This is a genomic window from Salinigranum rubrum, assembly GCF_002906575.1.
GTDB lineage: Archaea > Halobacteriota > Halobacteria > Halobacteriales > Haloferacaceae > Salinigranum > Salinigranum rubrum.
In genome coordinates this window covers 2,515,113-2,527,857 of sequence record NZ_CP026309.1, presented here as the reverse complement: position 1 = coordinate 2,527,857, position 12,745 = coordinate 2,515,113, and the positions used below count along the sequence as shown (strand labels likewise).

The window sequence follows — 12,745 nt, the reverse complement described above, 5'->3', positions numbered from 1 at the left end:
GCTCTCTTTCGACGAAGTCACCACCCAGCGACGTCTCTCGAAGTCGACGGGGCGCGGTTCAGTTCCCGGGTTCTTCGCCGAGTGTGGCCCAGTGGAGCTTCGTCTCCCCGTCCGGATGGCGTTCGAGCGTGACGTGGTAGTGTTCGGTCCCGCCGTCTCCCTCGACGGTCGCCACGACGCCGGGAGTATCCGCGGGTCGCACCTCGAACCGTTCGACGTCCGAACGCGCGTCGAGTTCCTCGCGTACTCGGTCGATCAGCCGTTGCGTGTCGTCGTCGGGTAAATCGGTGTCAGTCATGGGAAATCACGGGTCGTTCTCGCCGTCGCGTCCGTGTCGGTCACGTACACCGCGTAGCGTGTCGGCTCCATCGGCTCACTCCGTCAGGACGTCTAACGTGTGCTCTCGAACTGACCCACAGCATGGGCACTCGTGGTAGTAGTGGACTTCGCGACCGTTCGTTTCGCTCTCCCACGAGCCGTCGTCGTCCTCGTACCCACACGCGGGGCAGGTGAGCTCTTCGTGGTCGTAGTACGCTCTGAGCCGTTCCAGCGGCGAGCGAGTGCCGTCCGACGCCATACTCCGTGTCGTTGCGGTAATAACAAAAAACTTCGGTATTCTATTTTCGATTGAATAGTATATCTCGTCTGTATTTTTTCTCCAAAAACGCCACTCGGAGATTCGAGCCGGAGCGTCGTCGGGAAGACCGCTGCGTAATGCCTTTTGTCGGACCGAGAGTAGACTGACGTATGGACTACCGGATCGACGAGATAGACCAGCTGATTCTGTTTCATCTCACGGCCGACGCCAGGAACACGTCCGCGCCGATGATCGCAGAGGAGGTCGACGTGACGCCGGCGACGATTCGAAATCGGATTCGCCAGCTAGAAGAACACGGGATCATCCGCGGGTACCACGCGGACATCGACTACGAGGCCACCGGGGGGAAGTTCACGACGCAGTTTACCTGCACCGCTCCGGTGAGCGAGCGCTCGAAAATCGCCGCGGACGCGCTCACGACACACGGCGTCGTCGAGGTCCGGGAACTGCTGGCCGGCCAGGAGAACCTGGTCGTCACGGCAGTCGGCGAGGATACCGACGACATCAACCGGATCGCCCATCAACTGTCGACGCTGGGGGCGACCATCGAGCGGGAGGACATCATCCAGAACGAGTCGGTCCGTCCCTACCAGTCGTTCGGACCCGAGAACGGGACGTCGCGGTCGGCGGTCACCGGCTTTCAGAGCGTCGTCGGCGGGGCGGAGGTCGTCGAGTTCACTGCCTCCGAGGACGCGGAGATAACCGGGCACACGCTCGACGAGGCTGATCAGGCGGGGATGCTGCCGGGGGAGGTGCTGGTGATCAGTATCGAACGCGGCGACAAGCGCATCACACCGGACGGTGAGACGACGATCGAGCCCGGTGACGTGGTCTCGATGTTCTCCCCGAGCACGTTCCCGACGCGGCTCATCGAGGCGTTCGATACGAAGCGATACGGTCCCGACGAGGTGGGATAGTCGCACAGGACGCGCGTGACGTGACAGCGCGCGGGGTCGGCCTACGTCGTCTCGCGCGGCGTGCGGACGACGCGGTTGAACGGCCGATGTCTGGCGAGATGACGCCGGAGGTAGCGGTAGATGGGATAGAGGTAGTCCTCGACCTGCCCCGAGACGTCGCTCGTGTTCGCGTAGACCAGTACCGGAACGTCCGCTTCGCGGGCGCGGACGATGACTCGGTCGGGCGTGCTGCCGAAGACCCATCGGCGGAGTCGGCGGTCCCGCGTCGCCCCGATCAGGAGGAGCCCACCGTTGCGCTCCGCCGCCGAGACGAGTCCCTCCGCCACCGTCGGGGCGGTCACGTCGTGTACTTGGACCGATTCGACGTCCGAGAGCGCGTCCACCGTCCCCTCGACCGACTCCGGACTGCCGCCCCGTTCCGGGTCGACACCGACGACGTGGATTTCGGCCCCGCCAGCGCCGAGTCGGTTCACGAGCGGGAGGAGCGCCGTGTGGTGGGGACCGCCACCCGCTCCGAGAGTGATCGTCGAGAGGTCGTCGATGGCGTCGACGTTGCTCGTGAAGAACACCCCGCACGGCGCCTCGTACTCCACTGTCTCGGCGATGTCCTGGTGCTCTTCGGGGTACCCCATGAGGATGCGGTCGGCGCCGTCGTCCCGTGCCGTCTGGAGGATGTCGAACGCCACGTCCTGACAGACGTGTCCCTCGACGGTGTACTCGACGTCGATGTCGGCAGCCGTGAGGAGTTCTTCCATCCGGTCGGTCCGCTCCTGAGCCGTCTCGTAGACCATCTCGTTCGGCGTCTGCTCCGGGATATGGGTGACGTTCAGGATCTGGACGACCGGCTCGCCGTCCTCACCGTCGGCCAGCCGTTCGGCGAGTCGAACGTACGGGACGGCCCGACTCGGACGCGCGACTGAGACGAGTATCCGGAACTGCTCTTCGTCGTCGGCTCCCGTCTCGTCGTCCGCCGTGGTCGTCGTCCTCCCGCGCAGGCCGGTCGGGACGTGCGGCGAGACGACTTCCTCGACGAGTTCGTCGACGTGTGGTGCGCCGCCCCAGACCAGGTAGGCGACGAACAGCGCGACCACCATGAGGCCGCCGACACCGACGCCGACGGGGGGGAGGTTCGAGATGAGTGCGAGGTTCGCCAAGATTCCGACGACGGGCAGGGCCGGAACGAGCGGCATCCGGAAGCCGCGCTCGATGTCCGGGAAGTTTCGCCGGGAGTAGATCAGCGTGGCGTTCACGACGGCGAGCGGGACGAGGAGGTTGAACGTGGCGAACCCGGTGAGTGGATTGAGTCCCAGGACGTGGACGCTCGAGAGCCCGTGTTCGGAGAAGAGCGTGATGAACACGAACACGAGCGCGATGATGGTCGCGATGGCCGTCGTGATGCTCCAGAACGGCGTGCGATACTGCGGGTGGATGCGGGCGAAGCGGCGAGGGGCGTGGCCCTGTCGGCCCATGAGCGAGCCGATGCCACTGGCGGCGAGAATCGACGCATTCGATGCCGAGACCATCGAGAAGACGGCGCCCGCGACGATGAGGGTCTGTCCCCACGGCCCGAGGAACGAGGCGGCGACACTCCCCATCGCCGTCTCACCCTGTGCGAGAATCTCCCGGGAGACGGGTGCGTTCACCATGGCCACGATGACGAACGCGTACAGTACGGTGACGGTGACGATGCTCGCCGCGATGGCGCGGGGGACGGTCTTGCGCGGTTCGATGATCTCACCCGCGCTCGCGGCGATGGCGGAGAACCCGAAGAAGGTGATGAACGCCAGCGCCGCGACGGAGACGATTCCCACCGGTTCCGCCTGAAACCCGGTGACGAACGTCTCGGTGGCGTTCGCCGGCCCGGCGAACGCGACTGCCCCGCCGATGAAGACGAACAGGACGCCGACCTTCGCGCTCGTGACGAGCAACTGGAACATCCCGGACTCCTCGGTCCCGCGGGCGTTGAGTACCCCGAGGGTGAACGCCGCCAGTATCCCGACCGTCCCGTGTGGGAGGGCCTGGAGCGACTCGGGGAGGATGAAGCGGAAGAACCACTCGTCCATCGTGGCGAGGTAAAAGGCCGTCGTCCCCGTGTATCCGAGGAACAGCGACATCCCGATGCCGTACTTGAGCCGGTCGAACCCCTCGAACGTCCGCGAGCAGAAGAGGTAGCCACCGCCGTTCTCCGAGTAGACCGAGGCGAACTCGGAGTACGCGGCGGCGGTGATACCGGCGACGACCGCGGCGAGGACGAACGCGATCACTGCGCTTGAGCCGATCCGATACACTGCCGTCCCCGAGAGGGAGAAGATGCCCGCCGCGATCATCGTCCCCAACCCGATCGCGAAGGCGATCTTGAAATCCAGCGTCCGGGTGTGTTCGACCATACTGGCGGCGTTATTCGGAGTCAGAAAAAACGAACGGTTTGCGTTTTCGATTAGATGGGTAAGGGGCGGATTATTTTCTCTCACGGGCAATCTTCTGTCTCACGGCTGGCCCGACGCCGCACACGCCGGTCCGACCGCTCACGTGACCCCCACAGCACTTTTCACCCACGCCGCTGCCACAGGCAGGTATGTCACCCGACGACCTCGCAGACCGAGTCGAGAACCTGGTCCACCGCGACACGCAGGTCCACGACGCCGGCGTCGACCTCACCGTCTCCAGCGTGTCCGCGCTCACGGGCCCCGCACAGGTCGACTTCGGCGGCGGCGAACTCACCGAGGCAGGGGCCTCACAAATCGACCCGACGAAGCGCACGGCCGACGACGACTACGGCTGGTGGCACCTCGGCGGCGGGACCTACCTCGTCGAGTACAACGAGTCGCTGTCGGTCGAGCGACCCGTTCAGCTTCAGCCGCGCACCGCGCTCGTCGAGCGGGGCTGTTCGCACCCGACGCTCGGGGTGAGCGAACTCCCGGCGATGCCGCTCACCGTCCCGCCCGCGGGGCTTCAATTAAAAGAGAACGCGCGCGTGTCGACGCTGCTCCCGCTCGGGTGAGCGTGCGGCCTCGGAGCGGCCGACCGACGGTGTCGGGAGCGATGTGTGTGCTAAAAGCTATCGTGGAACACGACGTACCGTGAGGTATGGCTGCAACACCAGGGGAGAGAGTCGACGCGGCCGACCTCGGCCGGCGGTACGTCGAGGGGTTCCTGAACACGGGGGACGTCGAGGTTGCGGAGGCCGTCCTCGCCGAAGAGGTCGTCGCACACCAACTCGGCGTCGAGGTGGACCGCGAGGGGAGAGACGCGGTTATCGAGGGGATACGGGCGTTCAGGGAGGCAGTCCCCGACTGGCACCTCGACGTCGAGGACGTCGTCGCGGAGGGCGACCGCGTGATGCTCCGGGTGACGGCGCGGGGAACCCCACAGAAGCCGTGGGGAAGCTCGTCCCCACCGGGAAGTCGTTCGAGGCAAGCGGGTTCTTCGCGTTCAGAGTCGAGGACGGGCGAATCGCGGAGCAGTGGAACCTGGTGAACCTCGCCGGCATCGGGCGGCAGTTGGGCCTGATGCCACCGACGCCGCGGGCGCTCGTGGCGATGGCTCGCCATCGGCTGTTCGGACGAGGGTGAGAGGCCCCGTCGGCGACGCTCACTTCCAGGGATTGGGGACGAGGTCGGCCTGGACGGTCGCCCCGACCTCGACTCGACAGACGCTCCGGGGCACGGCCAGACAGAGGAGGACGTAGCCCGCCTCACGGTGTCTCTCTTTCAGCGCCCGCGGTTCCGCGCGGTGTTCGAGGGTTCCGTCGAGGAGTTTGCCGGTGCAGGTCCCACAGGCGCCGTACAGACAGCCGTACGGGAGGGACAGCCCCACCCGCTCCGCCGCATCGACGACCGTCTCGTCCCGCGCGACCAGAAGCGACGTCTCTCGACCGTCGCGCCAGCAGAGGGTGACCTCGTACCGCTCAGGCTCTTCGGCCTCGGCCCCGGGTGTACTCACTGCCAGACGTCGCTCGTACAGTCGCCGCCGGGCCATCGAATCTCGTGCGCCCGCGCCGGACCACCGGGCGCGTCGCCGAAGTCGACGACGAACTCCTCGTCGAGTTCCATCCGCCCCTCGTCGGGGAAGACGTCCGCCTTCAGCATCAGCGAGCCGTGCTCGCCGATTTCGGGGTAGAACTGGTTGTCCCACGAGGAGTACAGGGAGGTCGTCCAGTACAGGCGCTTGCCGTCCCGCGACAGTTGAAGCATCTGCGGAGCGCCGTGGATGTCGTGGCCGGCGACCTCCTGCCTGTCGCCGAAGTTGCCGCCGGCCCAGATTCGGTCGACGAGTCGGGGGTTCGCGCTGTCGGAGACGTCGTACATCCGGACGTCGCCGTGGAGCCAGTTCGAGAAGAAGAGGTACTGGTCGTCGAGCGAGACGAGGAGGTCGGTGATGAGCGGCGGCACGGGCATGTCCCAGTCGGGGTGCTCGCGACTCTCGAGGTCGATGACGACCTCCCAGTCCCACTCGCCGTCTTCCTCGTAGAAGCGGATGACGTTCGAGGAGAGCGCGGCGCCGACGTAGCCCTGCGTCTCTTCGGGGTTGTGCATCATCCTGACTTCGAGCGGAATCAACCCCTCCTCGCCGAACGTGAGGGTCTCTTCGTGCTCGCGCGTCTCCCAGTTCCAGATGTGGATGCTGTCGCCGTACTTGCCCGCCTCGACGTCGTCGAGGTCGAAGCCGGGGTAGTACGTCTTCGGCGCGGCCCACTCCGAGGAGACCATCACGTTGTGCCGTGGCTGGTACCAGTAGTCGTAGTTCATCTCCATCTCACCCAGGTCCGCCTCCCAGTGGCCGTCGATGGAGAAGTCCTCCTGGTCTAGCTGGAGGAACCCGCCGGGGAGTTCGCCCTCACGATTCCCGAGCATCGAGACGATGATCTTCCCCTCGGGCACGCAGTGGACCGTGTGCGGGGCGGAGAGGTCGTGTTCGAACACCTCCTCGGGCTCGATCACGCGCTCGATGGAGAGCTCTCTCGGCTCGGACGCGTCGAGGATGTGGATGCGCGACGAGCGCTGACCGGGGACGATGAGGTGGTCGCGGGTCATCCCCTCGGCGTGGCACGACGACGAGCAGGCGTTCCACCCGAAGTGGTGAAGCTCGTCCCCCTTGTTCGGCATCTCCACCGTCCCGATCAGTTCGGCGTACGTCGGCGAGTCGGGGTCGACGTCGACGACTCCCACGAAGTCCGGCGCGTCGACGTCCATCCCGACCCGGATGCCCATCACGAACGCCGTCTTCTCCCGTCCCGATTCGGTCCGCATCGCCGCCGGCGTCGTGTAGCCGGGGCCGGCGACGCCGTGTTCGTGGTCCGGGTCGTGCTCGTGTGTGTGCCCGCCGGGAGTTTCCGCATCACTCATACCCTCCGATACGATGGACAATGATTAACAATTTATTGTTGGATTACACTACGTTTCCGGTGAACGGAAGCGACGACGTCAGCCGTCGGTCGGCGTCGTGAACGCCGACGGAGACGGCTTTCGCGTGTGAGTGTCGTCGAAAAAACGCCGAGACGGTTTCGCTGTCAGTGGGTTTCGTCTTCGTAGACCCACGCAGCCGAGTCGAGATCCCAGTCGACGAGTTCCTCGCTATCGAAGAAGAGGTCGATCTCGCGCTCGTTGGCGCCCTCGTCCTCGTGGTCGGAGCCGTGGATGACGTTGTGACCGAGGTCCAGCCCATAATCGCCGCGGATGGTCCCCGGCGGGGAGTCGGCGGGGTCGGTCTCGCCCATCATCTTCCGCACCTGGCGGGTCGCATCGGCGCCCTCCCAGACCATCGCGAAGACCGGTCCGGAGGTGATGAAGTCGACGAGGCCCTCGAAGAAGGGTTTGCCCTCGTGCTCGCCGTAGTGCTCGTGGGCGAGTTCCTCGTCGATCCGCATGAACTTCGCGCCGACGAGTTTCAGTCCGCGCTCCTCGAAGCGCGAGACGATGTCTCCGATGAGGCCGCGCTGGACCCCGTCGGGCTTCACCATCACGAACGTGCGCTCGTCGTGGTGGCTCATTCTTCGTCGTCCTCCTCGTCGTCAGCCTCGACTTCCTCGTCGGCTTCGGATTCGTCGGCCTCGGTCTCCTCGTCCGCGTCGGATTCGTCGGCCTCGGTCTCCTCGTCCGCGTCGGATTCGTCGGTAGCGGCGACGTCCTCCGCTTCAGCCTCGTCGGATTCGTCGGTAGCGGCGACGTCCTCCGCTTCGTCCGCGTCGGGTTCGGCCGCTTCGGCCTCCGCCTCGACCGCCTGAGTGGCCGCGTCCCGGGACGCCCGTGCACGCTCCGCCTGCTGGCGACCGGTGGTAGTCCACTCGAGTTCGCGGGCCTCCCGACCCAGCAGGTAGTTCTTCTCCGCCTTCGAGTTCTTGAAGTGCAGAACCGTGCCGTCGGTCCTGACGAACATCGTCCCCGTGCCGGGTTCGATCTCGTCGCCGGTGTAGTCGCAGGTTCGTTTCTCGACCATTACTGTCCTCCGATGGAGTCGGCGTCGCGCTGGGTCTCTCTGAGTTGGAGAATGTCGCCCTCGCGGACGGGGCCCAGCACGTTCCGCGTGATTATGCGACCCTGGTTCGAGCCCTCGCGGATGCGGCACTTGACCTGCATTGCCTCGCCGTGCATGCCGGTCTTGCCGACGATCTCGATGACCTCCGCGGAGGTGGAGTCGCTGGCGCTCTCTTCTGCGCTCATTGTCGGTTATCGGAGTTCCTCGACCTTCGAGGCGATGTCCTCGACGCTCTCCTCGGCCTCGCCGGCGTCGACGATGGCCGCGGCGGCGCTGCCGACTTCGAGGCCGGCGGCGTGGCCGATGTCGTCCTGCGTCTCCACGAAGATGTACGGGATGCCCTTCTCCTCGGCGAGTTCGGGGAGATGCATCACGATCTCTTCGGGGGAGACGTCTTCGGCGACGAGGACGAGCACGGCGTTACCGCGCTCGACCGCCTTCGTGGTCTCGTTCGTTCCTTTCTTTACGGTTCCTGTGTCTCGTGCGACCTCGAGCGCCTCGATGGCACTTTCGGCGAGGTCTGCGGGTACATCGTAATCGACGTAAACTGGCATTGTATCCTCCTCCCTCCCGGGGCTCGACTGCCTCGCCGAACCGGTCTTCCGGCGTCCGCCGTCACGGCGGAGTTCCCTGACGGCGAGGAGTAGTCATCGACCACGGACAGGGGTGTACGCAGTCGTAGCGCACCACTCCATAAAAACGCTTTCAAACCCGTCACGGCGTGCGATACGGGCACACGCATCGTCTGCTCGGAGTCGGGGACGCGGCTGACGAGGACACCTTCAGTCAGGGGCCTCCGAGCGACCCGAGCGGAACCCGAACCGCCTTACGCGCGCTCGACCAACGGCCGCCGATGGCGGATTCGTCCCCCCCGACCTCGACCGTCCGGGCGCTGGCCGGCGACCTCAGCGCCCGCGCGCGGGCGACCGACCAGCGCCGCCTCCTCGTGTTGAGCGGTGACCGTGACGCCGGATGGGACGCCGCGTTCTCGGCGGTCGACGGCGCGGACGTCGACGACGACGCGGTCACGTTCGTCACCACCCGCGAGGGCGTTCGGTTCGACCGCGTCTCGCCCGCCCGCACCGACTCGCTTCTCGGAACCACCCGGTCGGTGGTCGTCTGCGACGCACACGAGGGGTTCTCGCCGAATCTGTTCGGGAAGCTCTCGGGCGTCGTCGACGGCGGGGGCCTCCTGATCCTCCTGACTCCGTCGCTGGATGCGTGGCCCGATTCGAAGAGTGCGTTCGACGAGAGCCTCGCGGTTCCACCCTTCCCGACCGAGGCGGTGACCGGGCGCTTCCGACGGCGACTCGTCGACCTCCTGTGGGCGCACCCGGGTGTCGCTCTCGTCGAGGTGGACGGCGACGGTGGAGAGACCGTTCGGCGCACGGGCGAGACGGACGCTGACGTGTTCGCCGGCGGTCGAACCGCGCCGGCGACGCCCGCCGCCGCCGCCTTCCCCCGCGTGGCGTACGAGGCGTGTCGAACCCGCGACCAGTCGCGGGCGCTCGCGGCACTGGAGCGACTCCGAGGAGGGACGGAGGCAGTCGTCGTCGAGGCCGACCGCGGGAGGGGCAAATCCAGCGCGGCCGGCCTCGCCGCGGCGTGTCTCGCAGCCGAAGGGGAGAGCGTCCTCGTGACGGCCCCACGGTACCGAAACGCCGAGGAGGCGTTCCGACGCGCGCTCGAACTCCTCGAGACGCTCGGCGTCGAGGCGAGCCACGACGCCGATGCGCACGTCGTCAGCGTCGACCCAGGCGGCGCTGGGGGAGGTAGCGGTGGTGGGCGGATCCGTTTCTGCCGACCGGCGGAAGTGGGGTCCGAACCCGCGGACGTCCTCCTCGTCGACGAGGCGGCGGCGCTCCCGGTTCACCTTCTCACATCGTTTCTCGACGCCGACCGGGTCGCGTTCTTCACGACGGTCCACGGTTACGAGGGCGCGGGTCGCGGCTTCACGGTCCGCTTCCGCGACCGACTCGACGAGAGCGAGCACCGGGTCACGGACGTCCGCCTCGACGACCCCATCCGGTACGCCCGCGGCGACCCCGTCGAGTCGCTCGCGTTCCGCGCGCTCCTCCTCGACGCCCGCCCGCCGGTCGAGCAGATGGTCGCCGAGGCGACCCCCGAGTCGGTCACGTACCGGTCGTGGTCGCCCGACGACCTCCTCGCGGACGAACACCGACTCCGGGAGGTGTTCGGTCTGCTCGTCCTGGCGCACTACCGGACCGAGCCGAACGACCTCGCGCGTCTGCTGGACGCGCCGAACCTCACTCTTCGGGCCCTCACGCACGACGGACACGTCGTCTCGGTCGCGCTCCTCGCCCGGGAGGGCGGACTCGACGCCGAACTGAGGCGTCGAATGTACGAGGGCCAGCGCGTCCGCGGGAACATGCTCCCCGACGTGCTCACCTCGCAGGTCCGCGACGAGGACGCCGCCGTCCCCGTCGGCTACCGCGTGATGCGCATCGCCACCCACCACACGGTTCGGTCGCGTGGGCTCGGATCGACGCTCCTGGACGAGATTCGGCGTGAACTCCACGCGGGCGACCCGCTCGCGGGACGTCTCGGTCCACACGACACCGGCGAGGCGGGCGCGCGGAACCGAGGTGAACGGCCGGTCGACTGGCTCGGCGTCGGCTACGGCGCGACTCCCGCGCTGGTCTCGTTTTGGCGCGACAACGGCTTCGCCACGCTCTACCTCTCGACCTCGCGGAACGAGACGAGCGGCGAGCACTCGGTCGTGATGTGCGACGCGCTCTCGCGGCGGGGGAGACAGATGCAGGACCGACACACAGACTGGTTTCTCGACCGACTGGAGGGAACGCTCTCGGACCCCCTCCGTGACCTCGACGCCGACGTCGTCCGCGCGGCGCTGGGGGCGGTCGACCGTGCGTTCGCGCCCTCGCTCACCGACCGCGAGTGGCGCGTCGTCGTCGACGCCTCGTTCGGTCCCGGCCTCTACAGCGTGAACCCCCGGCCGTTCCGACTGCTGGCGCTCCGGGCGCTCACAGTGGAGGAGCGGCCGCTGGACGAACGGCAAGAACGCCTGCTCGTCCGGAAGGTGCTGCAGGCTCACCCGTGGGACGCCGTCGCCGACGAACTCGGCTTCGTCTCGACGGGTCAGTGTATGAAGGCGCTCGGGCGGGCGTATCAGGTGCTCGTCGAGCGGGACGGTGAGGAAGACGCGGCGGCGTACCGGCGCCGATACGAGTAGCCGCCGTCACTCCTCGTGGTGTTCGTCGGTGTCGTCGGTATCGTCGGCCTCGTCGACCGTGTCGGCCTCCTTCGCTGCGTCCTCCATCGATTCGTGTTCGTCGACTCCGTCCGCCGCGTCGCCGCTCTCTTCGGACTCCGCCTCGTCGGCCCTCGCGGTCAGTTCGTGGGCCTCGTGGTCGTCCCCCTCACCCTCGTCGGCGGCCTCCACCTCGATTTCAGCCTCGACTTCGATTTCGACCCCGCCGGCGGTGAGTTCGGCTTCGAACTCCTCCGCGTCGCCGACCTCGACTTCGAGTTCCTCGGTGTCGACCTCGACCTCGACCTCTACGTCGACCGTGACCTGTGAGTCGTCCATGGTCGAACCCGGACCGCTGTCGTCAAATAAATGTCGGACAAATAGTATTTATGGCGCTCGCGTGCACGACATCAAAGCGACAGACCGAAGAGAACGGGATGGTCGAGAGAAGAGGACACGTGGTCCGTCCGGTGGGGTCACCCGTCGCTTCCGATTCGGCAGGCCCCACACTCTTGTCGGTTGGGCGTCTCCTCTCATCCATGGCGACCTGTAGCGAAGATGGCTGTGAGAACGAGGCCGCCGTTCGGGTGTACGTCCCCTGGGAGGCCGACAGGGACGTCTGTACGGCCCACGCGCGGGCCATCGTCCAGTCCGAGGGGGTCGTCGCCGAACCGCTGGAAGGGTCAGAGAAGAACTGGCGCTAGTCGAGGAGGTCGACCGCCATCATCACCTCGTCGACGTAGTCGCCGTCGATCTTGTAGTGGTCGCTCCGGACCGTTTCGGTCTGCCAGCCGTGGCCTTCGAGGAACTCGATTGCGCGCTCGTTCGTCGCCGGGATGGAGTTGTAGAGCTTCTCGAAGCCGTGGTCGCGCGCCCACTCGACGCCGCGTTCGAGGAGCGCCGAGCCGATGCCGTGGCCGCGGAACTCCGCTCTGCACCCGACCGTGAGCACCGCCGTGTGCGAGAGGAACTCCGTCTCGGGGAGGTCGAGGTGGACCCACCCGGCGACCTCGTCGTCGTCGCCGACGCAGGCGACGAAGAAAAGCCGGGAGTGGACCTCGTTGTGCCGGATGAGTACCTCCTCGTGGTCCAGTACCTCGGCCACCGTCTCGGCCTCGAAGTAGTCGCCCTCCTTCGCGACGTCGCGGATGGTCTCTGTGAGTTTCTCCTGGTCGTCCTCGCGGGCGGTGCGGATGACGAACTCGATGTCGTCGAACTCGTACGTCCGCGGGGCCTCCTCCTGGTAGGCGATCTGGAGTTTGTCACCGACTTCGCGGATGTACCCCTCCCGGCGGAGGATGGTCGTGTGGACGCCGAACGCGCCCGGTTCCATGTTCAACGAGCGCCGCGCCTCGTCCTTCCGGACCGTCCCGTGGCTCTCGACGTAGTCGTACAGGTCCTTGCGGTCCTTGTGCGAGAAACTGAGCTTGTCGGTGATATCCATGCGCACCCGTACCACACCTCGATACTTAATAGTTGTTCGTGATGTTGTCTCGGAAGATTCGAATTTCCTGAACGGATCCA

General features: G+C 66.6%; 15 protein-coding genes and 1 pseudogene. 5 read left to right on the top strand and 11 right to left on the bottom strand.

Annotated features, from left to right (window positions below; translation table 11 throughout):
• Positions 1–58: 58 nt before the first annotated feature.
• The gene (locus C2R22_RS12405) at positions 59–298 is read right to left on the bottom strand and encodes a hypothetical protein (RefSeq protein ID WP_103426030.1); all 240 of its coding nucleotides are present in this window, start codon (positions 296–298) and stop codon (positions 59–61) included.
• A 75-nt stretch (positions 299–373) separates the two neighbouring features.
• The gene (locus C2R22_RS12400; RefSeq protein ID WP_103426029.1) at positions 374–577 is read right to left on the bottom strand and encodes an HVO_0649 family zinc finger protein; all 204 of its coding nucleotides are present in this window, start codon (positions 575–577) and stop codon (positions 374–376) included.
• A 170-nt stretch (positions 578–747) separates the two neighbouring features.
• On the opposite strand from C2R22_RS12400, the gene C2R22_RS12395 reads away from it, so the two are divergent.
• Positions 748–1,515, top strand: a complete 768-nt coding sequence (locus tag C2R22_RS12395; RefSeq protein WP_103426028.1) for an Lrp/AsnC family transcriptional regulator — start codon at positions 748–750, stop codon at positions 1,513–1,515.
• A 41-nt stretch (positions 1,516–1,556) separates the two neighbouring features.
• On the opposite strand, the gene C2R22_RS12390 is transcribed toward C2R22_RS12395, so the two are convergent.
• Entirely contained in the window at positions 1,557–3,902 is a 2,346-nt protein-coding gene (locus C2R22_RS12390; RefSeq protein ID WP_103426027.1) for an amino acid permease, read from the bottom strand.
• A 188-nt stretch (positions 3,903–4,090) separates the two neighbouring features.
• On the opposite strand from C2R22_RS12390, the gene C2R22_RS12385 reads away from it, so the two are divergent.
• Together C2R22_RS12385 and C2R22_RS27470 are read left to right on the top strand one after the other, a co-directional pair.
• Positions 4,091–4,516, top strand: coding sequence for a dCTP deaminase/dUTPase family protein (locus C2R22_RS12385; RefSeq protein WP_103426026.1), 426 nt, complete (start codon positions 4,091–4,093; stop codon positions 4,514–4,516).
• An 86-nt stretch (positions 4,517–4,602) separates the two neighbouring features.
• Positions 4,603–5,087, top strand: a pseudogene (locus C2R22_RS27470) (ester cyclase).
• Between the two features lie 19 nt (positions 5,088–5,106).
• On the opposite strand, the gene C2R22_RS12375 reads toward C2R22_RS27470, so the two are convergent.
• The 6 genes from C2R22_RS12375 to rpl7ae form a co-directional block, all read right to left on the bottom strand.
• Positions 5,107–5,457, bottom strand: a complete 351-nt coding sequence (locus tag C2R22_RS12375; protein WP_245902750.1) for a 2Fe-2S iron-sulfur cluster-binding protein — start codon at positions 5,455–5,457, stop codon at positions 5,107–5,109.
• Positions 5,454–6,860 carry a selenium-binding protein SBP56-related protein gene (locus C2R22_RS12370; protein ID WP_103426024.1) on the bottom strand — a complete coding sequence of 469 codons (1,407 nt, stop codon included), beginning with the start codon at positions 6,858–6,860 and terminating at the stop codon, positions 5,454–5,456. Before C2R22_RS12370 ends, C2R22_RS12375 begins: the two co-directional genes overlap by 4 nt.
• 164 nt (positions 6,861–7,024) lie before the next feature.
• Complete coding sequence (gene ndk, locus C2R22_RS12365; RefSeq protein WP_103426023.1) at positions 7,025–7,504, bottom strand: nucleoside-diphosphate kinase; 480 nt, start codon at positions 7,502–7,504, stop codon at positions 7,025–7,027.
• Complete coding sequence (locus tag C2R22_RS27465) at positions 7,501–7,950, bottom strand: 50S ribosomal protein L24e (RefSeq protein ID WP_103426022.1); 450 nt, start codon at positions 7,948–7,950, stop codon at positions 7,501–7,503. Before C2R22_RS27465 ends, ndk begins: the two co-directional genes overlap by 4 nt.
• Positions 7,950–8,174, bottom strand: coding sequence for a 30S ribosomal protein S28e (locus tag C2R22_RS12355; RefSeq protein WP_103426021.1), 225 nt, complete (start codon positions 8,172–8,174; stop codon positions 7,950–7,952). The genes C2R22_RS27465 and C2R22_RS12355 overlap by 1 nt, the downstream gene beginning before the upstream one ends.
• Before the next feature lie 6 nt (positions 8,175–8,180).
• Entirely contained in the window at positions 8,181–8,543 is a 363-nt protein-coding gene (gene rpl7ae / locus C2R22_RS12350) for a 50S ribosomal protein L7Ae (protein WP_103426020.1), read from the bottom strand.
• A gap of 299 nt (positions 8,544–8,842) precedes the next feature.
• On the opposite strand from rpl7ae, the gene tmcA reads away from it, so the two are divergent.
• Positions 8,843–11,203, top strand: coding sequence for a tRNA(Met) cytidine acetyltransferase TmcA (gene tmcA / locus C2R22_RS12345; RefSeq protein WP_103427664.1), 2,361 nt, complete (start codon positions 8,843–8,845; stop codon positions 11,201–11,203).
• A gap of 6 nt (positions 11,204–11,209) precedes the next feature.
• Here the strand turns inward: tmcA and C2R22_RS12340 are convergent, their stop codons facing one another.
• A complete protein-coding gene (locus C2R22_RS12340; RefSeq protein WP_103426019.1) occupies positions 11,210–11,560 on the bottom strand; it encodes a hypothetical protein in 351 nt (116 codons plus the stop codon).
• A 200-nt stretch (positions 11,561–11,760) separates the two neighbouring features.
• Here C2R22_RS12340 and C2R22_RS25635 point away from each other — a divergent pair, with 200 nt between their 5' ends.
• Positions 11,761–11,925 (top strand): hypothetical protein, encoded by a 165-nt coding sequence (locus C2R22_RS25635; protein WP_173862800.1) that lies wholly within the window; start codon positions 11,761–11,763, stop codon positions 11,923–11,925.
• On the opposite strand, the gene C2R22_RS12335 is transcribed toward C2R22_RS25635, so the two are convergent.
• Positions 11,922–12,665: a GNAT family N-acetyltransferase gene (locus C2R22_RS12335; RefSeq protein ID WP_103426018.1), complete on the bottom strand. Its 744-nt coding sequence runs from the start codon at positions 12,663–12,665 to the stop codon at positions 11,922–11,924. The genes C2R22_RS25635 and C2R22_RS12335 overlap by 4 nt on opposite strands.
• Between the last annotated feature and the right edge of the window lie 80 nt (positions 12,666–12,745).